This is a genomic window from Pseudochrobactrum kiredjianiae (assembly GCF_030362795.1).
Taxonomy (GTDB): domain Bacteria; phylum Pseudomonadota; class Alphaproteobacteria; order Rhizobiales; family Rhizobiaceae; genus Pseudochrobactrum; species Pseudochrobactrum kiredjianiae.
Map to the genome: position 1 here is coordinate 926783 of NZ_JAUCBM010000001.1, position 24838 is coordinate 951620.

25 protein-coding genes are annotated in these 24838 nt (G+C 51.4%); 15 read left to right on the forward strand and 10 right to left on the reverse strand.

Annotation, left to right across the window (positions count from 1 at the left end; genetic code table 11):
- Window positions 1-20 precede the first annotated feature (20 nt).
- From QUF18_RS04065 to QUF18_RS04110, 10 genes are all read left to right on the forward strand, one after another.
- Window positions 21-1013, forward strand: coding sequence for a GlxA family transcriptional regulator (locus QUF18_RS04065; RefSeq protein WP_289386132.1), 993 nt, complete (start codon window positions 21-23; stop codon window positions 1011-1013).
- Between the two features lie 79 nt (window positions 1014-1092).
- On the forward strand, window positions 1093-1359 hold the full coding sequence (locus QUF18_RS04070; RefSeq protein WP_289385455.1) for a DUF6460 domain-containing protein: 267 nt from the start codon (window positions 1093-1095) through the stop codon (window positions 1357-1359).
- A 28-nt stretch (window positions 1360-1387) separates the two neighbouring features.
- Window positions 1388-1882: a CAP domain-containing protein gene (locus QUF18_RS04075; RefSeq protein ID WP_289385457.1), complete on the forward strand. Its 495-nt coding sequence runs from the start codon at window positions 1388-1390 to the stop codon at window positions 1880-1882.
- Window positions 1883-2069: 187 nt separating this feature from the next.
- Window positions 2070-3431, forward strand: coding sequence for an MATE family efflux transporter (locus QUF18_RS04080; protein ID WP_289385459.1), 1362 nt, complete (start codon window positions 2070-2072; stop codon window positions 3429-3431).
- A gap of 396 nt (window positions 3432-3827) precedes the next feature.
- The gene (locus tag QUF18_RS04085; RefSeq protein WP_289385461.1) at window positions 3828-5126 is read left to right on the forward strand and encodes a cell wall hydrolase; all 1299 of its coding nucleotides are present in this window, start codon (window positions 3828-3830) and stop codon (window positions 5124-5126) included.
- Between the two features lie 211 nt (window positions 5127-5337).
- The gene (locus tag QUF18_RS04090) at window positions 5338-5763 is read left to right on the forward strand and encodes an AtpZ/AtpI family protein (protein WP_289385463.1); all 426 of its coding nucleotides are present in this window, start codon (window positions 5338-5340) and stop codon (window positions 5761-5763) included.
- Window positions 5764-5972: 209 nt separating this feature from the next.
- Window positions 5973-6725 (forward strand): F0F1 ATP synthase subunit A, encoded by a 753-nt coding sequence (locus QUF18_RS04095; protein WP_289386133.1) that lies wholly within the window; start codon window positions 5973-5975, stop codon window positions 6723-6725.
- A gap of 170 nt (window positions 6726-6895) precedes the next feature.
- On the forward strand, window positions 6896-7123 hold the full coding sequence (locus tag QUF18_RS04100; protein WP_113942441.1) for a F0F1 ATP synthase subunit C: 228 nt from the start codon (window positions 6896-6898) through the stop codon (window positions 7121-7123).
- Between the two features lie 110 nt (window positions 7124-7233).
- Complete coding sequence (locus QUF18_RS04105) at window positions 7234-7845, forward strand: F0F1 ATP synthase subunit B (RefSeq protein ID WP_289385468.1); 612 nt, start codon at window positions 7234-7236, stop codon at window positions 7843-7845.
- Window positions 7846-7856: 11 nt separating this feature from the next.
- The gene (locus QUF18_RS04110) at window positions 7857-8336 is read left to right on the forward strand and encodes a F0F1 ATP synthase subunit B (protein ID WP_289385470.1); all 480 of its coding nucleotides are present in this window, start codon (window positions 7857-7859) and stop codon (window positions 8334-8336) included.
- Window positions 8337-8483: 147 nt separating this feature from the next.
- Here the strand turns inward: QUF18_RS04110 and rnhB are convergent, their stop codons facing one another.
- From rnhB to QUF18_RS04150, 8 genes are all read right to left on the reverse strand, one after another.
- Window positions 8484-9194: a ribonuclease HII gene (gene rnhB / locus QUF18_RS04115; RefSeq protein WP_289386134.1), complete on the reverse strand. Its 711-nt coding sequence runs from the start codon at window positions 9192-9194 to the stop codon at window positions 8484-8486.
- A 197-nt stretch (window positions 9195-9391) separates the two neighbouring features.
- Entirely contained in the window at window positions 9392-10576 is a 1185-nt protein-coding gene (locus QUF18_RS04120; protein ID WP_289385472.1) for a PA0069 family radical SAM protein, read from the reverse strand.
- A 244-nt stretch (window positions 10577-10820) separates the two neighbouring features.
- On the reverse strand, window positions 10821-11369 hold the full coding sequence (gene moaB / locus QUF18_RS04125; protein ID WP_289385473.1) for a molybdenum cofactor biosynthesis protein B: 549 nt from the start codon (window positions 11367-11369) through the stop codon (window positions 10821-10823).
- Between the two features lie 12 nt (window positions 11370-11381).
- Window positions 11382-12284 (reverse strand): 4-(cytidine 5'-diphospho)-2-C-methyl-D-erythritol kinase, encoded by a 903-nt coding sequence (locus tag QUF18_RS04130; RefSeq protein WP_289385475.1) that lies wholly within the window; start codon window positions 12282-12284, stop codon window positions 11382-11384.
- Window positions 12285-12293: 9 nt separating this feature from the next.
- Window positions 12294-12482, reverse strand: coding sequence for a hypothetical protein (locus QUF18_RS04135; protein ID WP_289385477.1), 189 nt, complete (start codon window positions 12480-12482; stop codon window positions 12294-12296).
- Window positions 12483-12794: 312 nt separating this feature from the next.
- Entirely contained in the window at window positions 12795-13649 is an 855-nt protein-coding gene (locus tag QUF18_RS04140; RefSeq protein ID WP_289385480.1) for a S49 family peptidase, read from the reverse strand.
- Between the two features lie 81 nt (window positions 13650-13730).
- Window positions 13731-14912, reverse strand: a complete 1182-nt coding sequence (gene nhaA, locus QUF18_RS04145; protein WP_289385481.1) for a Na+/H+ antiporter NhaA — start codon at window positions 14910-14912, stop codon at window positions 13731-13733.
- 151 nt (window positions 14913-15063) lie between these two features.
- Window positions 15064-15846 (reverse strand): tRNA1(Val) (adenine(37)-N6)-methyltransferase, encoded by a 783-nt coding sequence (locus QUF18_RS04150; protein WP_289386135.1) that lies wholly within the window; start codon window positions 15844-15846, stop codon window positions 15064-15066.
- Between the two features lie 278 nt (window positions 15847-16124).
- Here QUF18_RS04150 and QUF18_RS04155 point away from each other — a divergent pair, with 278 nt between their 5' ends.
- From QUF18_RS04155 to glyS, 4 genes are all read left to right on the forward strand, one after another.
- Window positions 16125-17141: a polyprenyl synthetase family protein gene (locus tag QUF18_RS04155; RefSeq protein WP_289386136.1), complete on the forward strand. Its 1017-nt coding sequence runs from the start codon at window positions 16125-16127 to the stop codon at window positions 17139-17141.
- A gap of 145 nt (window positions 17142-17286) precedes the next feature.
- On the forward strand, window positions 17287-19146 hold the full coding sequence (locus QUF18_RS04160) for a tetratricopeptide repeat protein (RefSeq protein ID WP_353074480.1): 1860 nt from the start codon (window positions 17287-17289) through the stop codon (window positions 19144-19146).
- Between the two features lie 245 nt (window positions 19147-19391).
- Complete coding sequence (locus tag QUF18_RS04165) at window positions 19392-20348, forward strand: glycine--tRNA ligase subunit alpha (protein ID WP_289386138.1); 957 nt, start codon at window positions 19392-19394, stop codon at window positions 20346-20348.
- The gene (gene glyS / locus QUF18_RS04170) at window positions 20348-22519 is read left to right on the forward strand and encodes a glycine--tRNA ligase subunit beta (protein ID WP_289385483.1); all 2172 of its coding nucleotides are present in this window, start codon (window positions 20348-20350) and stop codon (window positions 22517-22519) included. Before QUF18_RS04165 ends, glyS begins: the two co-directional genes overlap by 1 nt.
- A gap of 74 nt (window positions 22520-22593) precedes the next feature.
- On the opposite strand, the gene QUF18_RS04175 is transcribed toward glyS, so the two are convergent.
- Together QUF18_RS04175 and QUF18_RS04180 are read right to left on the reverse strand one after the other, a co-directional pair.
- On the reverse strand, window positions 22594-23694 hold the full coding sequence (locus QUF18_RS04175; RefSeq protein ID WP_289385485.1) for a quinone-dependent dihydroorotate dehydrogenase: 1101 nt from the start codon (window positions 23692-23694) through the stop codon (window positions 22594-22596).
- Window positions 23691-24056, reverse strand: coding sequence for a DUF952 domain-containing protein (locus QUF18_RS04180; protein ID WP_289385487.1), 366 nt, complete (start codon window positions 24054-24056; stop codon window positions 23691-23693). The genes QUF18_RS04175 and QUF18_RS04180 overlap by 4 nt, the downstream gene beginning before the upstream one ends.
- A gap of 258 nt (window positions 24057-24314) precedes the next feature.
- Between QUF18_RS04180 and QUF18_RS04185 the strand changes: the two genes are divergently transcribed.
- Window positions 24315-24791: a hypothetical protein gene (locus QUF18_RS04185; RefSeq protein ID WP_289385489.1), complete on the forward strand. Its 477-nt coding sequence runs from the start codon at window positions 24315-24317 to the stop codon at window positions 24789-24791.
- The last annotated feature ends 47 nt before the right edge of the window (window positions 24792-24838 follow it).

Sequence of the window (24838 nt, forward strand, 5' to 3'; positions counted from 1 at the left end):
GGGGGAGAGCGTAATTGGACATGACGACAAAACAGGATGGGGCAAAATCTGACGGTTCACAGACACAGCGTCTGACGCTGGGGATTGTTGTTTTGCCCGGCTTTACGCTGTCGGCTCTCAGCCTGTTTCTCGATCCGTTTCGCCTCGCTGCTGATGATAAGGACAAGAGTCGTCAAATTCGCTGCGGCTGGAAAATTTGCACATTGAACGGCCTGCCGGTTGAATCCAGTTCCGGTATGACCGTGACGCCTACTGCACCAATCGGCGCACTGGACGATTGCGATTATATCGCCGTTGTCGGTGGTGTACTGCCGCATTACCGCCCGGGGCAGAGCGCATTAATTGAAGTGCTGAAACGTGCAGACCGGCAGAAAAAGAATGTTATCGGTCTGTGTACCGCTGCCTTTATTGTCGCTGAGGCAGGACTACTGGAAGATCGTAATTGCTGTGTGAACTGGTTCCATAAAGAAGATTTTCTCCAGCTTTTTGACGGTTTCACAGCGGATACAACCAGTCTGTTTCACCGTAGCGGCAGGCATTTTACCTGCGCGGGCGGGTTGGGGGCTGCATCACTGGCGCTCTCTATCATACAGGCGGAAATTTCCGAGGAACTGGCGCGTAAAAGCGCATCCATTCTGATGTTCCCTTATGAATTGCTTTCATCAGAGCAGCCTGCATTGAGCTTCAATGGTGTGCGGTCGCCGATGATCCGCAAAGCTATTCGTATTTTTGAAGAAACGCTGGAAGACCCGCTGGCAATGGCAGAAGTGGCGCGGCGTCTTGGTATTTCCACCCGCCAGATGGAGCGGGGCTTTCAGCTCGGGCTTGGCAAAACTGCTTTTCAGGTGCGCGAGGAGTTGCGGGTACAGCGCGCTAAAGAGTTGCTGACAACCAGCAATGCATCCTTGCTTGAGGTGGCGGTTGCGAGCGGTTTCACCGATACACGGAGCATGAATCGTTCTTTTATGCGTCAGAACCAGAACCTACCGCGCAGTTACAGAAATAATCGCTGAAAGATGAAGCGAAAATCGTGAAGGCTTGTCACGCCGGATATTCGCGCTTATTTGTCTGTCTCAACAAAGGAGTGCTTTTATGTCTGACCGTGCTACCCGTTTTCTGGGCGATACACCGGCTCGTGTGATCGTTAAATTGATTTTGGTGTCGCTGGTTGTCGGCGTTGTTATGCATGCCTTTAACTGGACGCCTTATGATATTCTCTGGAACATCCGCGATTTCTTTGTAAGAATCTGGAATATGGGCTTTTCGGCATTGTCGCGCTTTACTGATTATCTGCTGTTGGGTGCCGCAGTTGTAATCCCTGCCTTTATTTTGCTCAGAATTATCAATTACAGAAAATAACAGCGCTCATTTTTAAATTGTGGTTTTGATGATTGATACATTGCTGATTTCACGCCGCCGGTTGCTGGTTGCCGGTGGGGCACTCTTGTTAAGCCCTGCACTCATTCCGGTTGCTGATGCTTTTGCAGAGGATGATGTTGTGGAGATGGTCAATAAGGTGCGTCGCCAATATGGCGTGCCGCCGATGCAGCCGGAGGCAAGGCTTGAAAAAGCGGCGCTTCATCAGGCAAAGCTGATGGCTAATGCCGGTAAGATCGGCCATAGTATCGGCTGGGGCAATACATTTACCGGCCGCTTAAAACAGGCTGGCATTCGTGGACCTGCGGCAGAAAATGTTGCCTCCGGCCAGAAAGATGTGCCAGCAGCGCTGAATGCATGGCTGAATTCGGCAGGACATCGGAAAAACCTGCTTGATCCGATTTTCACCCGTTATGGTCTTGCTTATGCGGCACGGGCAGACAAGCCGCATTACCTTTATTGGGCGATGCTCTATGGCATTGAAGTGCCGCAAGTCATGCCATGAGCAGGCGCGACAAATTGCTGTGATGGTGCAGAATTATACTGACCATCATTGCAAAACAGGATATGTCTTTGCAGGAACTTCTGCACTGACCGATAAAAATATCCACGACTACTCATGAGTTAAGAGTAGTCAGCACGGCTGACAGCAGAGTCTTTTTATTTCTGCCTGCTTTCTATCGTGTGGTATTATGTTCAAGCCAGATAATGACGCGCTCGAAACGTCGCTCGTTCGTCCGTTTAACGTCACGCATCGTATGGTGCTGACGATTGCTATTCCTATGACGCTGGCCGGTATGACCACGCCTCTGCTGGGGCTGGTGGATACGGGTGTAATCGGACAGCTCGGCAATGCCGGTATGCTCGGTGGTCTGGCTATGGGCGCGCTGGTCTTCGATTGTCTGTTTTCGGTATTCGGCTTTTTGCGTTCCGGCACCACCGGACTGGTGGCGCAGGCGATGGGACGTGGTGACCAGAGCGAAGAAATCATGGTATTCTGGCGTGCGATCATTGTTGCGCTGGTGGCCGGTCTCTTGATGATCGCCATTCTGCCGCTGACCCTCTATGCGGCCAATGATATTCTTAAGCCTACATCCGATACAGCCAAGGCGCTGAACGAATATGTGTCGATCCGTATGCTCTCGGCACCGATGGCACTGGTCAATTTCTCGGTTTTGGGTTTGTTACTCGGGCGAGGCAAAGGCCTTTTTGGTCTGGCACTGCAATTCCTGCTCAATGGCATCAATATCATTTTGGCATTGGTGCTTGGTTTGGGATTAGGCTGGGAAGTCTATGGTGTGGCATGGGCGACCGTGACGGGTGAAACTGTCGCTGCAATCACTGGTATGAGTATTCTGATCTGGCGTGGCGGCGCATTGCGCAAGCTGGATATCAACCGCCTTTTCGACAAGGCCGGTATGTGGCGCATGATTGTCATCAGCCGTGATATTATGATCCGTTCATTATTGCTGATGTCGACTTATGTGTTCTTTGCCCGTGTCGGTAATGAAATGGGCACCATCACACTGGCCGCCAATGCTGTGTTGATGAACTTCTATCTGGTGGTCGGTTTCTTTCTGGAAGGTGTGACGATAGCTGCCGAGCAGCTGGCAGGACGTGCGGTCGGTGCGCGTTATAGTCCGGCTTTCCGCCGCTCCATCCAGTTGACCTTTTTCTGGGGAATGCTGATGGCGGTGGTTATGGGGCTGATCTTCCTCGCTTTTGGCGATCGTCTGGTCAATATTCTGACCACCGAGCCGGATGTACGCCAGATGGCGGTTTATTATCTGCCTTGGGTGTCGCTCACAGCACTAACCGGCCTTTATGCCTTCCAGATGGACAGCATTTTCATAGGCGCTTCCTGGTCAAAAGACATGCGCAATATGATGTTCCTGTCGCTGTTTGTCTTCTTCGGTGTGCTGTATGGCACGCGTGAATGGCTGGGCAATCACAGCCTGTGGTTGGCGCTGAATATGTTCCTGTTTATTCGCGGGGTGACTTTATCAGTGATGCTGCCACGGCGCTATCGTGGTGAATTTCCGGCGGGCTTATAAAGCAAATATGTTTTCAAAGAACCGGATGCGGCAGCGCATCCGGTTCATTTTTGTTGGATTTAAAGCATTTCCAGCAAAAGTGCGAAGCGGTTTTGCGTAGGATAATGCGTAACAACAAATGCTTAGAGCGGTTGCAACTATTCATTTCTGTAACCGCTTTAAGCATATTTTTTATAAAATCGCTTTGCGCATTGTTGGTGTGATTTTCGGATTTACATGGACTTGCGGCAGAATAATTTCAAGAAAACCAACCGCTTATGTTGTGTGCCAAGACAAACATTAATTAAAAATTAATAAATAAAATCAATAGCTAAACAGCTCCGCGTTAACGAAGCATCAAGGTTAATAGATCATTATCTGACTATAGTCGTCTTGTTGAGTGAGTGGAGTGTTCCGGTGCGTAGTAAAGCTTTGCAGGCCCTGTTTGGCCGATCCGGCAATGAGCCAGCACAAGCCTGGTATTATCCTTCAGAAGGTTATTGCCCTCAGGACGGCCGCTATTATCCGGTCGCCGTAACCGTTAAACAAAAACGCCGTTCCGCAACGCTGCCAAAGCTTCTGGCAGGGGTAGGGCTGTTTTTCTATTCCAGCAATGTCATCGCCTATCAGGATATGGCCAGTATGCTGAGCCTCAGTGAGCAGTCCGGCAATCGCTGGGCAACCTACATGGTCGATGCTCCTGCCGGTTCCATTCACAAGGCCGAAATGCCATTTGTTGATTCGTCTGTCGTGCCAGGCAGCCTGAGTGCTGCTGCGGATATTGAAGGCATCGGTCGCGTTGTGTTGAGCGGTCGTGTAGCCGGTGGCAAGCTTGGTATTGAAGATCCGAACCCGGATGAAAAACGTGTCAGCCGTTCCGACAAGCAGGCACGACTGGTGTCTGTGCAGACGAAGGCACCGGCACGCATGTTTAATGCAGGCTCATTGGCTGCTCAGGTTTCTCAGGTGAGTCCCAGGCTGATGCAGCCGGTTGCCGGCAAAAAAGAAGTTAAATCCACTTTTGTCAAAGGCCCTTTGCGCGGCAAAGAAATTGACATTGCACTCGCTTTTCATCGCCCTGAGATCAAGCAGACCATAGCTGTGCCGACGGCGTTGGCTTCCTTGATTACCAATGACACGCCGGATGTTCTGGCGCTGGGTTACGCGCCAGCCAAGCCGGATTATGCCAAGACGTCACCTTTTGAAAGCATTCTGGTGCCGGAAAAAGAAAGTGGCCGATTTATTCCGCCGATCAGTGCGAGAGATCATAATTGGGCGGCAACACCTTTGCCGCCACTCGTATTCAGTGCATCAGAGCAGAAATGTCTGGCTGAAGGTATTTATTTTGAGGCGCGTGGTGAGCCGGTCAAAGGGCAGGCGGCGGTTGGTCAGGTTATTCTCAATCGCGTGCGCAATCCGGCCTATCCGTCAACAATCTGCGGTGTTGTCTATCAGAATAAAGATTGGCACAACGCCTGCCAGTTTTCCTTTGCCTGTGACGGGCAAAAGCATCGTGTGACAGAGGCCGGTCATTGGCGCATGGCGCAGCAGGTTGCAAAAGCTGTTACCGACGGGCAAATCTGGTTGCCGGAAGTGGGCTCAGCCACGCATTATCACGCCACTTATGTGCGTCCTCGTTGGGCCTCAACGATGGAAAAAGTTAAGAAAATCGGCCTGCATGTTTTCTACCGTACTTACGGCGGCGGCTGGAGCTGATCTATCAGGGATTCGGTGCCCAAAAACGTGGCGTGAAGCGGGATTCGTAACCTGCTTCATGCTGAAACCTGTTAAGTATATGATTTAATAGTACAAAAAACCTTCAACTTCTATGCAGACAGTGCCTTGACGAATGACTTGGCTGTTAATATGTTGCGGCCGACTTCACAGTGGGGTGAAAACCTCGGTTTTCTTGCCAAAGGAGGCATGAATGGCAGTCGGGAATACACCCGAAAAGCCTCAGCATTCCGATGATGCGGCAAGCAAAGCTGATGCTCCGGCGCAGGCCGGAATTCAGCCCGATACTGACGGAAGTTTGGATGACCGTCTGCGCAAGCTTGAAAGCCATTTGGCTGCCAAAGGTGTGGGTGAAAAATCTAAAAAAGACGAACAGGCTGAGAAAAACGCAACATCTATGGCGCAAGCCATGAAATTATCCAGCGAATTTATTGCTGGTATCGTGGTTGGTGCGGTTTTAGGTTGGTTTTTTGATCGTATGTTAGGTACGAACCCGTGGGGATTGATTATCTTTCTCTTTTTGGGATTCGGAGCCGGTACCCTGAATGTTTTACGTGCCGCAGGATATGTTGCAGAAAGCGGCATTAATGTGGAGAGAAAGCAACAGGACAAAAAATAATGTGCATAAAGGCTATGCCGGATGTGCACAATAGTGAATAAGCCTGTAAAGGCAACGGTACGGCTCAAACACATTTGTTTGATTGTACTGAAAAAGCTGTGAGCTAGTGCTCACGGTTGAATGTTTTGTGAGCCGGTCGCTCACGGTTGAAAAAACGCCCTCGGGCATGAATGAAACGCCTTCGGGCATGGGTTACAGGTGAGGTTAAGGTGGCAAACGATCCGATCCATCAGTTTCAGGTTTCCAGATGGATTCCTATCGATGTCGGCGGTGTTGATCTGTCGTTCACGAACGTGTCCGCCTTTATGGTGCTGACTGTCGTATCCGCTTCCGCTTTTCTGTTTCTGACATCTGCTGGGCGTGGTCTTGTGCCAACAAGATTGCAGTCGGTTTCCGAAATGGCTTATGAATTTGTTGCATCCTCATTGCGGGATTCAGCCGGTTCTAAGGGAATGAAGTTTTTCCCGTTTGTGTTCTCACTGTTCACATTCATTCTTGTAGCAAACTTCATTGGCCTCTTCCCGTATTTCTATACAGTTACCAGTCAGATTATTGTTACTTTTGCGCTGGCGCTGCTGGTGATCGGTACCGTGATTATCTATGGTTTCTTCAAACACGGTGTGCGCTTCCTCAAGTTGTTCGTACCAAATGGTGTCCCGCTGGCCATCATCCCACTTGTGTCCGCGATCGAAATCATTTCTTTCCTGTCCCGTCCGATCAGCCTCTCTGTGCGTCTTTTCGCTAGTATGTTGGCTGGTCACATCACCGTAAAGATTTTCGCAGGCTTCGTGGTATCCATGGCTGCTCTGGGTCCGATCGGTGTGGGTGGCGCAATTCTGCCTCTGTTTATGACCGTTGCTATCACCGGTCTGGAATTCCTGGTCGCATTCCTGCAGGCCTACGTCTTCACCGTTCTGACCTGCATGTATATTAATGATGCAGTTCATCCGGACGGTCACTAACTGAAATTGCTACTGTCCGTTTCGCGGACAGTAGCCTTGTCTATCCAGAAATCAGGCTCTGTATTTCATTGTAATGAGTATCAATGTTCTATAGGTCGCTCTGAAATATCGCCGGCGGGTTTCCGCCAGAACTGAAATCCGCATTTATATCAATCCAGAAGGAGCTTAACATGGAAGCGGAAGCAGCAAAGTACATCGGCGCAGGTCTCGCCTGTTTCGGTCTGGCCGGTACGGCTCTCGGCCTCGGCAACATTTTCGGTAGCTTTCTTTCGGGCGCACTGCGCAATCCGTCTGCCGCTGACAGCCAGTTCGGCCGTCTGGTATTCGGCTTCGCCGTAACTGAAGCTCTGGGCATCTTCTCGCTGCTCATCGCGCTTCTGCTCCTGTTCGCAGTTTAATATTTAAGCTGCCGGATTAAATCGGCCGCATATGCAAATCTCCTTTAAAGGGCTAAAAGCATATGCGGCTGGTTATCTTTTATTAAGCCTGAGTGATAAGGGGAAAATGGATGTTCGTGTCCACGGCGTTTGCCCAAACCGCAACTGACTCTCAGCCGGCACCAGTGTCGGGAGCTGACAGTGGCAACTCTGTTGTGCACACTGAAACAGGTGTGGCGCATGATGCCGGTAAAGGCGTGTTTCCACCATTTGATTCCACCCATTATGCATCGCAGCTGCTTTGGCTCGCGATTACCTTCGGGCTGTTTTATCTGTTCATGTCGCGCGTTGTACTGCCACGTATCGGTGGTGTGATTGAAACGCGTCGTGACCGTATTGCACAGGACCTGGAACAGGCTGCACGTCTGAAAACTGATGCTGACAATGCGATTGCTGCTTACGAGCAGGAACTGGCTGAAGCCCGCAAGAGCGCGGCTGTGATTGGTCAGGAAGCCCGTGATAAGGCTAAAAATGATATTGATGCCGAGCGTAAAGCTATTGAAGCATCACTTGAAAAGAAATTAGCTGAAGCTGAAGACCGTATCGCTGCGATTAAAGCAAAAGCGATGAGCGATCTTGGTTCGATTGCTGAAGAAACAACCGCAGAAATCGTTGAGAAGCTGCTTGGCGGTAAGTCCGATAAAGCTGATATTGCTGCTGCTGTAAAAGCTGTTAGCGCTTAAGGGAGACCGTCATGGATGCAACGTTTTGGGCCCTCATTGGTCTGATCATTTTCCTCGCGATTTTGGCTTATCTTAAAGTTCCGGCTATGATGGGTCGTTCGCTTGATGAACGTGCTGCCAACATTGCCAAGGAACTGGACGAAGCACGTACACTGCGTGAAGAAGCTCAGGCTCTGCTTGCTGAATATCACCGCAAGCGCAAAGAAGCAGAAAAAGAAGCTGGCGAAATCGTCGCGAGCGCTCAGCGCGAAGCAGCCGCTCTGCTGACCGAAGCTAAAGAAAAGTCTGAAGAATATATCGTTCGTCGCAATAAGCTGGCTGAACAGAAGATTACACAGGCTGAAACTGATGCTGTTAATCAGGTTCGTGCATCTGCAGTGGAAATCGCTGTTGCTGCTGCAGGTACTCTGATTGCGAATAAGATGGATGCTAAAACCGCTGGTGAGATGTTCAAGTCTTCACTGGAACAGGTTAAAAGCAACCTGAACTAAGCATCATAATTGATGAATTGAAAAACGCCGCTTTATGCGGCGTTTTTTATTTGTCTTGAGATATGGAATTTGTGGTTGAGTGCAAAATTCTGAGGGAAAAGCAGGAGTATGAGCTCCCGCTCGGGCATGCTGTAAATGCGTTTGTGATTACTGGCCGGACTCCCAGCGCCCTTTAATCGGTGCGAAGCTGTAACGATGTAAACCTGATACGGGTCCTTGCTCTTCTATAGCCTGCCGGTGTGCTGCTGTGCCGTAACCTGCATGTTTTTCTAGCCCATAGGCAGGGTAAATGAGGCTAGTGCGCTCCATCATGCGGTCACGGGTCACTTTGGCAACAATAGAGGCAGCAGCAATGGTCAGAGAGCGCTGATCGCCTTTGACCAGCGTCATCGCTGGGCAGGGGAGACCGGCTGGCGTTTTGTTGCCGTCGATCAGAGCATAATCAGGCCGGATGGTCAGTGCATCGACACAGCGCTTCATCGCCAGCAGCGATGCCGCCAGAATGTTGCTCCGGTCAATCGTCTCTGCACTAAGGCTGCACAGGCTGATAGCCACTGCTTTATCCATGATATTATCAAAAAGCAGGTTGCGTTTTGCAGCGGTCAGCCTTTTGGAGTCATCAAGTCCCTCCGGCAGATTGTCCGGATCAAGAATAACGCAGGCAGCGACAACAGGGCCTGCGAGCGGGCCGCGCCCGACTTCATCAAGGCCGGCAATCAGATGAAAGCCTTGCGCTTGCAATTGTTGCTCATGACTGTAGTCAGGCGTGAAGACTACAGGTTTATCAGACGCAGATTTGGTTGAGGATTTGGGCTGCTTTTTAGAAAAAAGCGGAGAATCAGATGGTGCTTTGCTCATAGACTGAGATTGCATCCAATCTGAAACTCCGCAAGACCACATCGCAAGAGGGGGCGAACGATGTGGAAAGCTGCCGGCAAAAGGACGGGCAGCCTATATCTGCTGAAGCATTTCCGACGCATACGAAAATGCGTGAAAACAAAGAAAAAGAGCGGTTCCAACGTATCGATATTGATTGGAGTCGCTCTGAGGGCAGATCAGAAAAGCGAGAGCTGAACACCATTTGTTTGTGGGGGTGTGAAGAGATCGCTACGCAGGCGGAATTTATGCACGTTCAGTCCGTGCTTTTTACAGGCAATTTCAAAACGGCGGCCAATCTGCCATGCATAAGGGCCTTCGCCGCGCATGCGTTTGCCCCATTCGGCATCGTAGTCCTTACCGCCGCGCATCGAGCGCAGCAAAGACATGACATGGCGGTAGCGGTCGGGGAAATGCTGCAACAGCCAGTCCTTGAACAAGGGCGCTACTTCATAAGGCAGCCGCAGCAGCACATAACCGGCTTCACGCGCACCCATTGCATAGGCAGAATCGAGGATGCGCTCAATCTCATGATCATTGATACCGGGGATCACAGGGCCAAGTAGGACGGACACCGGAATCCCTGCTTCGGTGAGCTGACGTATAGCTTGCAGACGCAGTGTCGGTGTTGAGGCGCGTGGCTCCATATTGCGCGCCAGCTTGGCATCCAGAGTGGTGACGGAGACCGCGACTTTGACCAGACCGCGCTTAGCCATCGAGCTGAGAATATCAATGTCACGGGTTACAAGGGCGGATTTGGTGATAATACCGGCGGGATGATTGGCGGCATCCAGCACGCCGAGAATATCGCGCATGATGCGCCATTTCTTCTCAACGGGCTGATAAGGGTCTGTATTGCTGCCAATGGCAATGGTTTTCGGTACATAGCCGGATTTGGAAAGTTCTTTTTCCAAGAGACGTGCGGCATCCGGTTTGGCAAACAGCTTGGTTTCAAAATCCAGACCGGCGGACAGCCCCATATAGCTGTGCGACGGGCGGGCGAAACAATAGATGCAACCATGTTCGCAACCGCGATACGGATTAACGGAGCGGTCAAAACCAATATCCGGTGAGTCATTGCGCGTAATGATAGTGCGCGGTTTTTCGATCTGTACTTCGGTCTTGAAAGCTTCCAGTTCTTCAAGCGAGTTCCAGCCGTCGTCTTCAACGCTTCGGCTTTGGCTTTCAAAGCGACCGGATGGGTTAATCCCTGCACCACGCCCACGCCGGCGACTGTGGTCGATGCGCAAACCTGTACCGTCAATGATGGCATTGGCATGATCTGTACGCTCGGAACCGAAGACTGCTTTGCCGGAGAAAACAGCCTGATCAGCCGGTTCGAAAACCTCCTGTAAAATTGCCATAGCTTTCTCCTTGCCGGAAATGCAGGGGCATAACCGGAGCAAAATAATCGGGATCTAAGCATGTCGCGCTCAAATGGATTCATTTGAGCTATCGCGAACATGCGACAATGAAAAGAAACTAGAGCTAGCGCAGTGGACACGATTAAACGTGACACGCTCTAGGAATTTTATGCGACTCTGTTGCGCCGTTTGTGCTTTAAAATTTAATCCGAATTAAGGAACAAAGCAAGAACTTATTTGTGAGTCAGTTTTTTCGCTTCAGGTGTTCATCAAGGCGTGGCATGATTTCAACGAAATTACACGGGCGATGGCGATAATCGAGTTGCTGGGCAAGAATGCCCTCCCATGCATCGCGGCAGGCGCCGCCAGAACCCGGCAGTACAAACACAAAGGTCTGATTAATCAGACCGGCAGTGGCGCGTGACTGGATCGTTGATGTGCCGATTTTGGCATAGGACATCTGGTGAAAGATCACGGAGAACCCGTCCATCTTTTTGTCAAAGACCGGCTCCAGAGCATCGGGCGTCACATCGCGGCCGGTAAAGCCTGTGCCGCCGGTGGTGATCACCACATCAATCTCCGGATTTTTCGACCACTGCACAACCAACTCGCGGATTTGCTCTGCATCATCGACCACAATCTGACGGTCGCGCAGCTTATGACCTGCTTCCGTGATGCGGGATGCCAGATAGGCACCGGATGTATCAGTTGCCAGCGTGCGGCTGTCAGAGACTGTGAGAACGGCAATACCCACCGGAATAAACGGGCGCTCAAGTTTAACAGTATCAGACATAGCTGGCTCCTTCTAAGCTTTTAGAGTCACTGTCGTGCTGGCGCAGATAAACCAATGCGGCTTTTGGCGCTGAAGCTGTTCAGCGGCCTGTTGTGCTTCGGATAACGTGGCATAAATTCCAAAACAAGTCGCGCCTGATCCGGACATTTGCGCATATTGCGCTCCGCTATCCCGCAGCAGGCGCAGGATTTGTGATAATTGCGGTGCGATTTCTGCGGCAGGCTGAAACAGGTCATTACGGGTGGTTTTCAGATAATCGCACAATTCAGTATGACTGTGAGAGTCGCTAATTTCCGGCAAGACAGGATTATCGCGCTTATGAAGATGTTTAAAAATCTGCGGCGTTGAAATCGCTGTGCCGTCATTGATCAGAACCAGTGGCAGAACCGGCAGGTTCGGCAGAGTTTGTAACTCTTCGCCAATGCCTTTGGCGATTAATGCGCCGCCGTGCAGCTGACCATGCAGGCACATCGGTACATCGGCACCGAGTTGCAGGCAAATCTGCTCAAGCAATGATTGTTCCGGCTGGATATTCCATAATTTGATCAGCAGCGCCAAGACCGTGGCTGCATCGCTGGAACCGCCGCCGATGCCGGATGCGACAGGCAGTTTCTTTTTCAGATGGAGTGCAACAGGGGTGCTATGTTGCGGAAAGCGGGCGCGGAGCAGATCACGGGCTTTTAAGACAAGGTTATCACTACTGGCAGGCAGGCAGGCACCAAACCGACCCGAGAGTGTGAAACTGTCTTCCTGTACGTGCGAGACGCTGATTTCATCGCCGTAATCAGCAAAAGCGACCAAGGTATCCAGCAGATGATAACCGTCCGCTCGCTGACCGGTGACATGCAGCGCAAGATTGAGTTTGGCATAAGCCGTGGCTGTCAAAGCACTGTGCAAATTTGAAGTATCGGGCATACTCTGAAATCAGTCTTTATCTGCCGGACGATAAACACCGGTTTTCGGGTCACGCACCAACGTGCCGCTTGCACCCGTACGGGCTTCCTGCTCGGCTTGGCGGACTTTCTTGGAGACACGGGCGGCTTCCCGTTTAAAGGAGCGATAGCCATAGATTGCAGCTGCAACCAGAAGGATCAGAAAAATCAGCTGTGGCATACCGGCTCCTTTCAGGAGTGAGTTCAGAGTCCTGCTGATTTAAGCAGGATGTTTATATGTTTCAAGATAACACAGCACCATGATGTAATTATGATTGCACTAGAGCGTGTTGCGTTTAATCGTACCCACTGCGCTCGCTCTAGGTTCTTTAATTATCGCATGTTCGCGGTAGCTCAAATGAATACATTTGAGCGCGACATGCTTTAGAGCGCATTCCGAAAAGTGTGAAGCGGTTTTCGGTATAAAATGCGCGTAAAACAAAAAAATAGGGCGGTTTTAATGGTTAAACATTAACTAAAACCGCTCTAGCTATCAAAGGCCGTAGCGTGACCACAGGCTTTTTTCTTCCAGCACATTGATCAGACCTTCACCCGCCGCGCCAAGCAAATGGCCGTGAGAAATGCCGCCGGTATTCTTGCGCCCCAGCAAGCCGCGCGATGGCTGTATCAGATTGAGTTTGGTTTTATCGCCATAAACAGTACGTAAATGCGAGCGCATATCGCCTAAGCCGTCAACCAGCCCCAGTTGCAGACCGGTGATCGCTGTCCAGAACTGGCCGGTAAACAGATCGTCATTATCCTGTAATTTGGCACCGCGACGTGCTTTCACCATATCAATAAAGGTCTGGTGAATTTCCAGCTGCAGCGCTTTGATGTGGTCAATATCGGATGCTTTTTCCGGCTGAAACGGATCCATGGTGGCTTTGTTTTTGCCTGCCGTATGGACGCGGCGCTCCACGCCGATTTTCTTGATTAGCTCGGTAAAGCCGAAAGAGGCTGAGACAACACCGATAGAGCCGACAATCGAAGACGGATCAGCGATGATTTCATCTCCGGCAACGGCAATCATATAGCCGCCGGATGCGGCCACATCCTCAACGAAAACATGGACTTTCTTGTTGTTTTCTTCGGCGAGATCACGGATGCGCTTATAGATCAGCCGTGACTGCACAGGTGAGCCGCCGGGAGAATTAATGCTCAGCGCTACTGCAGGACTGTGTTTTGTCGTGAAGGCTTTTTCCAGCTGGTTAGCAATGCCTTCGAGAGACAGGTTTTGCCGTAACGGGCTGCCTCCGGTCATGATGGCGCCGCTAAGCCGGACAACCGGAATTTCAACGCTGGAAGATTTAAAACGGCGCGGAATAATACGGCTGATAAGTGACGGCACAGATAGTCTCCGGAGCAGAAAAGCAAATGAATGAGATATTTCACCCGCTGTTATAACGACAGCGGGTGAAAACAGAACCTGTTATTTCGCAATGCGATTGCGTGTGGTGATACGCAGTAACACATAGCCGCAAATTGCCGAGGCAACGGAGCCGAGCAAGACGCCAATTTTAGTTTCGCTGTGCAGCAGATCATTGTCGAAGGACAGCAGGCCGATAAACAGGCTCATGGTGAAGCCGATACCGCAAAGCAGAGCCACACCATAGAGATGAGCCCAGCTTGCCCCCATTGGCTTAGTGGCAATACCTGCACGGATTGCAAGCCATGCTGCGCCGAACACGCCAAGCTGTTTGCCGAGGAACAGACCAAGCGCAATGCCCAGTGTGAGAGTGTCGCCAAGGATCGACGGGCTCATACCGGCAAAGGAAACGCCCGCATTGGCAAAGCCGAAAATCGGCACGATGACAAAGCCGACCCATTTCGCCAGCGCATGTTCAAGTGTGTGCAGGGGCGAACTCATATCGTCCGGACGGCCAAAGGCAGGCTTGATCGGAATGGTCAGCGCCGCCAGTACACCGGCAACAGTTGCATGAACACCTGAACGCAGCACAAAGAACCACAGCACCACGGCGAGGATCAGATAAGGGGTCAGACGCATGACGCCCATCTTGTTGAGGATGAACATCAGCACAAACACACCGGCTGCACCGGCAAGATACAGAGTGGCAATATCAGACGTATAAAACACTGCAATAATTGCGACTGCAGCAAGGTCATCAAGAATGGCGAGTGTTGCCAGAAACACTTTCAGACTGGTCGGAACGCGAGGACCGAGCAACGACAATACACCGAGTGCAAAAGCAATATCGGTGGCAGAAGGAATAGCCCAGCCGCGAATGGTTTCAGGGTTTGACCAGTTGAAACCGGCAAAAATCAATGCTGGTACAATCACACCGCCAGCAGCGGCAATGCCCGGTAAAGCGCGGTTTGACCAGCTGGCAAGCTGGCCATCGAGAAACTCACGCTTGATCTCCAGTCCGACGAGCAGGAAGAAGATCGCCATCAGCGCATCATTGATCCAGTGCAATACGCTCATCGGGCCGATTTTGGTTTCCAGTAGCTGAAAATATCCGGCAGATAGCGGTGAATTAGCAACGAGCAGCGCCAGTGCTGCCGCGAACATCAGGGCGATACCGCTGGCGGATTCACTGTCGAGCCAATGGCGGAGCGTTGAGAAGGGGCGCTTGGTCTGGCTTTGTGTCATCCGGTATTGGCCTTTTTCTTTGCGGGCAGCGCTTGTACAGCGCTTACCCCTTATCTGTCCCTTGGGCTTCGCGTTTTAAATGACGCGTAAGGCCGTTGCAGACAATATTCGTTTGCGGGGAAATGCGTTCCGGCCTCCTGAGCACCAGCCTTTACAGGCTGTCGCAACCGTTAATGAGGCTTTCTGCGCGCGGCGTGAATTCATGACCGGAACTTTTATGCAAAATTATTGCTGGCGCAAGAAAAACCGGAGCGCGGCTGCCCTTTATGCCCGTAATCACGACACGAATGGCCGCTTCCTCAGGTCTCGCATGGATTGGCGTGATAGAAATACTGCCAAAACGGCGTTCCAGTGCGCTTAGCATTTCACTCAAATTGGCAGGACGCGCGATAATCGCAATCTGCCCGCGTGGGCGCAATATGCCGGAGGCGGTGCGTATCCAGCTTTCGAACATGCCTTCATGCATCACATGGGCTTGCGCTTTCAAAGCGTCAGGCGTGGCGCGGTCATGGCTCTGGTTGAAAGGCGGATTCATAATCACATAGTCAAAACTGTTATCGCTTAAGCCCGCTTCATGACGGGCAGGGCCTGCCATAGTCACGTCCGCCTGCAGACAAGTGAGGCGGCCATGCATATGGGCGTTTTCAGGCAAGGTGCTGGATTTATCCGCGTAGAGCAGCATTTCAGCTGAGCGTTCAATCAGTGTTACCTGAGCATTTACACAGCGCGAGGCAACGGCCAGTCCTGCCGCACCGGCACCGGCACCAAGATCAGCCACATTGCCTTGGAAACCGGCAGGCACGACACTTGCCAAAATCATGGCGTCAATTCCCGACCGGTGACCTTTCATGGAGGGCTGCACCAGATGGAACGCGCCGCGATGAAAAGCGTCCAGTGTTTCGCCGTAAGGCAGGGAATGAAGCGAGGAAGACATAGAGGCAGTGGTTTCCTGTCTGGCTGATATTGAGCTCATCAAACCGGCTTTAACCGATTCTGTATATGGGGCGTTCGGGACACAAATAGGTTTGCTGACAGTAATTTGACATCTTATATCAGCGGAATGTGCTTTATTGTGCTGTGTGGCAATAGGCAACTCTTGCCTTTGGCAGGGCTTTTAGTGCATTTGACTCTTGAGCATAAAGGCAGCGTTGAATAATGTGCTGCTATAAAAACGGGTCTCATTATCAGGCCGCGTGAACTGGAGATATGGCATTGGGTGTGGTTCTCAATCTCGATGAGAAAAAAAATCAGCAGGCGTCCATTCAGAAGCTGGTTGATCTGACGAAAGCGGATATGGGACGTGTCAATGCGCTTATCCTGTCCAAGGCCGGTTCTGATGTTGAGATGATACCGGAAGTGGCCAATCATCTGATCTCATCCGGTGGTAAGCGGTTGCGTCCGATGATGACGCTGGCTGCCGCAGCCATGTTTGGCTATGAGGGCGAAGGTCACGTGCAGCTCGCAACAAGCGTGGAATTCATGCATACGGCTACCCTGCTGCATGATGATGTGGTGGATGAGAGCGATCTGCGTCGCGGTAAAAGCACTGCACGCATGATCTGGGGCAATCAGGCCAGCGTTCTGGTTGGTGATTATCTGCTCGGTCAGGCTTTCAAAATGATGGTTGATGTCGGCTCGCTCGACGCGCTTGATGTGCTGGCAACCTCGGCTTCCGTGATTGCGGAAGGTGAAGTGATGCAGCTCGCCGCCGCCAAAAATATGGAAACCACGGAAGATGAATATCTGGCCGTGATCAAAGCCAAGACTGCTGCGCTGTTTTCGGCTGCAGCGGAAGTCGGCCCGATCATTGCTGATGCACCGCGTGCGCATCGTCTGGCACTGCGTTCCTATGGTCTCAATCTCGGTCTTGCTTTCCAGCTGATTGATGATGCGCTGGATTACGGCGGTTCGGCCGCTGATCTTGGCAAAAATGTCGGTGATGATTTCCGCGAAGGTAAAATCACCATGCCATTGCTGCTCAGCTATCGTCGTGGTTCTGAGAGCGAGCGTGTTTTCTGGAAATTATCCATTGAGCAGGGCAATAATGATGATGAGGCTTTGCAAAAAGCGATCGGCCTGATGACCAAGCATGGCTCCATTGCTGACACTGTGCAGCGTGCCCGTCATTTTGGTGAGATTGCCCGTGATGCATTAGCGCCATTGCCGCAGACAACACAAAAAGATGCTCTGATTGATGTTATTGATTTCTGCATCAGCCGCGTAAACTGATTATTGACTATTACCGGAACATGTTTCCGGTAATGGTGTTTTTTGAGAATACCCTCTTTTCCGGTCACATAAAAACCATGCCAGCGCCGGATAGTCTCTCTGTTTTAAAACAGGCCGGAAATTAAGAATTTAAGGGGAAGTGCCGATGCGGCGGAATACAGTTAAAGCTCGTGCTCTGGTTCTCGCACTGATGGCAGGCGTGGCTTTCGCCTCCGGTATGTCAGGAGCTGCCCGGGCTGCGACACCGGCAAAAGCGCCGGAACAGAATGAGCCGCTGATTATATCGCGTGCCGGTTCTTTCCCTGGTGCTTATCTGGCTGGCCGCATTGCCGAGATCGACAATAATCTTCCCGTCGCCATTGCCTATTATCGTCAGGCGCTGGTGTTTGATCCGTCAAACCAGCCGATGAAACGCGATCTGTTGCTCTCCTATCTGACTGATGGTCAGCTGGATGAGGCGCTGCCATTTGCCCGCGCATTGAAAAACGAGCCGGAAGTTGAACGCTTTTCCCGTGTTGTTCTGGCGATCAAAGCGTTTAACGATAAGCATTATCGCACAGCGCGTACCAATCTGAAACTGACCCAGCAGTCAGAAATGGATCGCTTGGCAACCGGCCTGATGAGTGCATGGACATTCGTCGGTGAAGGTCGCCCGAAAGATGCGCTGGCTGCTGTTTCCAAACTTGACGGGCCGGTCTGGTATGATCTGTTCAAGACATATACTTCGGCATTGATTGCCGATAATGCCGGTCAGACAAAGGAAGCGGATAAATTTTACGCGCAGGCCGTTGCCGACAAAGAAGGCGGTAGTGCTGCACCTGATACCTATGAGCGTATCATTTATTCCTATGCGGATTTCAAACAGCGTCAGGGCGATAAAGCCGGGGCCATCAAACTGGTGGAAGATGCCGAGCAGATTCTCAGCGGTCGCGTGATCCTGCGCGAAGTCCGCCAGAAGCTGGAAGACGGCGAGAAGCTTGATCCTCAGGTGCGTACGCCGCAGCACGGTGCTGCCGAGGTGCTCTATTCTCTGGGAACTGCGATCAATCGCGGTGGTGCCGAGGCTTTTGCGACGATCTATCTGCAAATGTCGAATGAGTTGCGCGCTAATAATGATGCTACATTATTCCAGCTCGGTGACATTGCTGCCAAATTGCGCCAACCGGAAAAAGCCATTAAATATTATGGGCGTGTGGCTGAAAAATCACCTTACAAGCGTGATGCGGAAATGCAGCAGGCGCTCAATCTGGCAGATACCGGCAAGCCGGATGAAGCGATTGAGCATCTGAAAAACAACCTGCGCAGCAATGATAAGGATAACCGTTCTTATCTCGCACTTGGCGGTGTTTATGCGCAGAAAGAAGACTGGGCGAATGCTGCAAAGACCTATGATCAGGCGGTTGCCGAGCTGAAAGAGCCTGGTCGTCAGGATTGGCCGTTATTCTATCAGCGCGGCATTGCCTATGAGCGTCTGAAAGAGTGGGATAAGGCAGAGCCGAATTTCCGCAAGGCGCTGGAACTGTTTCCAAACCAGCCGCAGGTGATGAATTATCTTGGTTATTCCTGGATTGATCGCGGTGAAAATCTCGAAGAAGCCATGCTGATGATCCGCAAAGCTGTCGAGATGCGTCCGCAGGACGGCTACATCGTCGATTCTCTCGGCTGGGCCTATTACAAGCTTGGTCGCTATAATGAGGCGGTTGTCGAGCTTGAGAAAGCTGTCAAGCTGCGTCCTGAAGACCCGACGATTAACGATCATCTGGGGGATGCCTATTGGCAGGCAGGGCGCGGGCTGGAAGCGACCTTCCAGTGGAACCACGCCATTGCCGGTAAACCGGAACCGGTTGAACTTGCCAAGATCGAGAAAAAGCTGAAACATGGTCTGACACAGACAGCAGAGGCAGATGTTAAAGATATTACGCCAGTAAAATCTGATGCTGTGCCGGATGCCAAGATTGAACCCAAAGTTGATGCCAAACCTGCAGACCCTGCTGCTAAACCGTAATCTCAGCGGATCTTTCAAAAAGGTCATAATTATTGAGATCAGGCTTTAAGTCTTGACCGTTTAACGCGGAATAATTAGGACAAACTATCTGTTTTTCGGCGGGGCTGAGCTGTCATGGCTCAGCTTTCACCGTTTTCACCACGCATGATTTGCAAGAAGATCAGTTTTGACAGCTGATCTCGCCAAGAATGCTCCAATGAGGCCTTCCCGTGACTCGTATCGTGACCAGCACATTGCCTGAACACCTGCATCCGACCCGCTCTTTTCAGGGCTTTATCATGGCGCTCCAGCATTATTGGGCGCAGCATGGCTGCACAATTTTGCAGCCTTACGATATGGAAGTCGGGGCGGGTACGCTGCATCCGTCCACCACTTTGCGCGCTCTGGGGCCAAAGCCGTGGAATGTTGCCTATGTGCAGCCGTCACGTCGACCGAAAGATGGCCGTTATGGTGAAAATCCGAACCGCATGCAGCATTATTACCAGTATCAGGTATTGCTGAAGCCAAGCCCGCCGAACCTGCAAGAGCTGTATCTCGGTTCCTTGAAGGCAATCGGCATCGACACTGAATTGCATGATATCCGCTTTGTTGAGGACGACTGGGAAAACCCGACTACCGGCTCTTGGGGCTTGGGTTGGGAATGCTGGTGCGATGGTATGGAAATCTCGCAGTTCACTTATTTCCAGCAGGTTTGTGGTATTGAATGTTCACCGGTTGCCGGTGAGCTGACCTATGGTCTGGAACGTCTCGCTATGTATGTGCAGGGCGTGGACAATGTTTATGACCTGAACTTCAATGGTCTCGAAGGCGAGGACAAAGTTACTTACGGTGACGTGTTCCTTCAGACCGAACAGGAATATTCGCGCTACAATTTCGAGATCGCCAATACCGATATGCTGCACCAGCATTTCATTGATGCGGAAGCTGAATGTAAAGCTGTACTAGCGGCTGGTGCTAAAGATATACAAGAGGCGGGGAGTGCCGGAGGCACGACAGGGAACTTACATAAGTGCGTTTTCCCTGCTTATGACCAAGCGATTAAAGCCTCGCATATTTTCAATCTGATGGATGCCCGCGGTGTTATCTCGGTAACCGAGCGCCAGAGCTATATCCTGCGTGTGCGCAATCTTGCGCGCCAATGCGGTGAAGCCTTCCTTCAGACCGATGCCGGTGGCGTCAACTACAAGAACGAGACACGCTGATGCCTGATTTACTGTTAGAATTGTTCTCTGAAGAGATTCCAGCCCGCATGCAGCGTAAAGCTGCCGGTGATTTGAAGAAAATGATCACTGATGGTCTGGTTGAAGCCGGTCTGACCTATGAGGCAGCAACGCCTTACTGGACACCGCGTCGTCTCACGCTGGATATTCGCGGTCTGACTGTGCGTTCAAAAGATGTGCATGAAGATATCAAAGGCCCGTCAATTTCTGCGCCTGAGGCCGCAATTCAGGGCTTTCTGCGTAAAGCTGGCTTGAGCGATATTGCGCAGGCACATTTGCATTCCGATCCGAAGAAGGGTGACTTCTACGTCGCGCATATCACCAAATCCGGCCGTGCTGCGGAAGAAATTATCGCGGAACTGGTGCCGAATGTGGTGCAGAACTTCCCGTGGCCGAAATCCATGCGTTGGGGCAAGGCTTCGGCACAGTCAGGTGCAATGCGCTGGGTACGTCCGCTGCAGTCGATTATTTGCCTGTTTGGTCCTGAAACCGAAGAAACCGTTGTGGTGGATTTTGAAGTCGGCGGCGTGCGCTCCGGTAACACCACTCATGGTCACCGTTTTATGAGCGATGGTCAGCCGATCACCGTGCGCCGGTTTGACGATTATGTCGAAAAGCTGGAAAAAGCGCATGTGGTGCTTGATGCTGAACGCCGCAAAGAAATTATTCTCACCGATGCCCGCAATCTGGCTTTTGCGTCCGGTCTGGAACTGGTTGAGGACGAAGGTCTGCTGGAAGAAGTTTCCGGTCTGGTTGAATGGCCGGTGGTGCTGATGGGCGAATTTGAGGAAGAATTCCTCTCCATTCCGCCGGAAGTGATCCGCCTGACCATCCGTGCCAATCAGAAATGCTTTGTCACCCGCAAGCAGGGCGAGACAGATGCACTTTCCAACAAGTTCATTCTGATCTCCAATATTGCTGCTCGTGACGGCGGCAAGGAGATCGCTTTCGGTAACGGCAAGGTCGTTCGTGCACGCCTGTCCGATGCGTTGTATTTCTGGCATACCGATCAGGCAGATATGCCGGATATGGACAAGCTGAAAGCTTCCGCTGCGAAATTCGCACTTGATTTGGCCAAGCCTTTAGATCAGCGCATGGCGCGTCTGGATGCACTGAATGTGACCTTCCATGCCAAGCTCGGCACACAGGGTGCGCGCGTGGCGCGTATCAAGGCGCTTGCAGAAGCAATTGCACCGCTGGTCGGCGCAGACGTTGCATTGACTGCCCGCGCAGCAGTGCTGGCGAAAGCAGATTTGCAGACTGAAGTTGTCGGCGAGTTCCCTGAACTACAGGGCGCAATGGGGCATAAATACGCTTTGCTTCAGGGCGAAGATGCTGCTGTCGCAACTGCGCTTGAAGATCATTACAAGCCGCAGGGCCCGTCAGACCGCGTTCCACGCGATCCGGTATCGGTTGCCGTTGCATTGGCTGATAAGATCGACACCCTTGTCGGTTTCTGGGCGATTGATGAAAAGCCGACAGGTTCTAAAGATCCTTATGCACTGCGTCGTGCAGCGCTTGGCGTTATTCGTCTGATTTTGGACAATGATATCCGTGCGGAACTGAAAGCGCTGATTGCACAGGCAGAAAAGCCGATGGCTTCGATTGAAGGCCTGGCATCAAAAGATGTTGGTGCTGATCTGCTGTCCTTCTTCCATGATCGTTTCAAAGTCTATCTGAAAGACGAAGGTGCGCGTCACGATGCGATTGATGCAGTCTTGTCAGCTGATGCCGACAATCTGCTGCTAGTTGCCCGTCGTCTTGAAGCACTGATTGTTTTCATCAATGAAGAAGATGGCAAGAACCTGCTGGCAGGCACCAAACGTGCAGCCAATATTCTCGGCGCAGAAGAGAAAAAAGGCACTGTCATTGCTGATAGCGTAGATGCCGCACTCTTCAACAATGAAGAGGAAAAGGCATTGTTCGCTGCGGTGCAGTCGGCAGAAACTAAAGCTGCTGCGGCCATTGCTAAAGAAGATTTCTCGGCAGCTATGTCAGCAATGGCTGAGCTGCGTGCGCCGGTTGATGCCTTCTTTGACAAGGTGATGGTCAATGATGAGGATGAAGCTATCCGCGCTAATCGCTTGGCATTGCTGGCTAAAATTCGTGTCGTAACCGGTCAGGTTGCTGATTTCTCAAAGATCAGCGGCTAATTAAAATAATCAATAAAAAAGCCGGAGTGGTTCTTGCCACTCCGGCTTTTTTGTATTCAGCTTTTTAAAAAAGATCAGGCCGGAATATCTTTGGCTGCCCAAACTGCCGTTTCCAGATCACGCAGCTCGGAGATATTGGCGACACCCGCCTGCTTCACCAATGCGGAAAGCTCTTTAACGATCTCTTTCGGCACGGTCGGGCCACGATAGATCATACCGGTATAAAGCTGTACCAGATCGGCACCGGCTTTAATTTTGGTGAGTGCGGTTGCGCCGCTGTCTACACCGCCCACGCCGATAAGCGGCATGGTTTTACCAATGTGCTGACGCATTTTGGCAAGCACAATAGTCGAGCGTTCAAAAATCGGAGCACCGGAAAGGCCTCCGGCCTCTTTTGCTTCCACCTGATTGACCAGATCGGTGCGTGACAAGGTTGTATTCGCAATGATCAGGCCATCCAGCGGATGAGCAAGTGCCACTTCGGCAATATCATCCAAGCCTTCCTCTGTCAGATCAGGTGCGATTTTCAGGAAAACAGGGCGTTTCAGGGTGCATTTTTCAGCTTCCTGATCGCGTGCTTCCAGCACTTTTTCCAGCAGAATATGCAGGCTGTCTTTGGCTTGCAGATCACGCAGACCCGGTGTGTTCGGGGAAGAGATATTCGCAGTGAAATATTTGGCAACGCTATAGAAACGATGAATACCAGCCACATAATCGGCCACGCGGTCTTCACTGTCTTTATTCGCGCCGATATTCACGCCTACAATGCCGCATGTGGTGCAGCTGTTGCGCTGACTGAGGCGCTTATAAGCGGCTTCATGACCTTCATTGTTGAAGCCGAGACGGTTGATCACCGCACGATCTTCAACAAGGCGGAAAATACGAGGCTTCGGATTGCCAGCCTGTGCGCGCGGCGTAATGGTGCCGACTTCTGCAAAACCAAAACCGAGTTTCAAAAGTGCGTCCGGCACTTCCGCATTCTTGTCAAAGCCAGCGGCCATGCCCAGCGGATTGGTAAACTTGAGACCGGCTACACATTGCTGCAATGCAGGATCAAGCGGGGCAGGGCTGGAGAGAACGCCGGTTTTCAGCGCTGCAATTGAAAGACCATGCGCCTGTTCCCCGTCCATCGCAAAAAGTGCACGACGGGCAATATTTTCAAAGAAACCGCTCATTGTTCAAGCTCCGGAAACTGATGCTTGCCGTCGCTGTCGAGCGGCAGGTCTTTCACCCAGCGCACGGCAGTGAGCTGGAGATTGGCATAAAGATGCGGGAAGGCTTTGCCGCCGCGGGAAATTTCATAGCGCAGATTATCATCCAGCGCTGAGGCATCAACCGCGACCAGCAGCAGATCGCTCTGACCGGCGAAATGCTTGGCCGCAGTTTCAGTAACCGTGTCAGCGGTAGAAAAATGGATATACCCATCCTGAAGATCGACAGGAGCGCCGGTAAAATATCCGGTCTGTTCTGCGGCTGCCCATTGAGCGCGCGTGGCTATCTTGTAGATGGTGGTATGTGACAGATCACTGTGTGACATGAAAAACGCTATTGTTGTGAACGGAAATGTTGTTCAGACATCATTATGTGTCTGGATATATCTGGCCGGTTTGGCGCATCCGGCAGCTTTTAGGACAAAATTAAGTCACAAGCTACTACTAAATTTTAATAAAGAGTTAACATCACTTTTGCAAAATTTCAAATGCAAGCAGGAGGATGTCTGTTTTTTGCGCTTTTGGTCTGGAAAATGGCGTTAAATCCACCATATTAGGACTATAATTTCCAAAGGAGATGGCAGATGAAAAACCGTTCCGGTCGTGCGATTGCTGTGGCGAGAGAGAATAAATCAAAACTCATCATGCGCAGTGCGATAATCTCCGCTCTTACAGGTTTGGCTTTGGTCTGGGGAATGAGTCCTTCTCCGGCGCAGGATATGCAGCGCTATTCGATGGAGAAAATAGAAGCCGGTATTATTCGGCTTGATCGCCAGACCGGTGAATTTGCTTTATGTAAAGAACAGGCCGGTAAGGTTGAATGCGCGGAGGCGAAACCTGCACAGCTGAGCAATGATGAGCGCACAATCTTGTTGGAAAAACAGGTCGCTGATTTGACCGCACGTATTGCCAAGCTTGAAAAAACAGGCGTTGCGAACAGCACATTGCCGAGTGAGGAAGAGTTTGAAAAAGGTTTGGGCTATATGGAACGCTTTATGCGCTCTTTTATGGGAGTGGCAAAGACCCTTGATGAGCCTGCCACAACACCAAATCGTACTTAAAGAAAAAGCGCCGGAGACGGCGCTTTTTTTATGGCTGTAAACCGAGT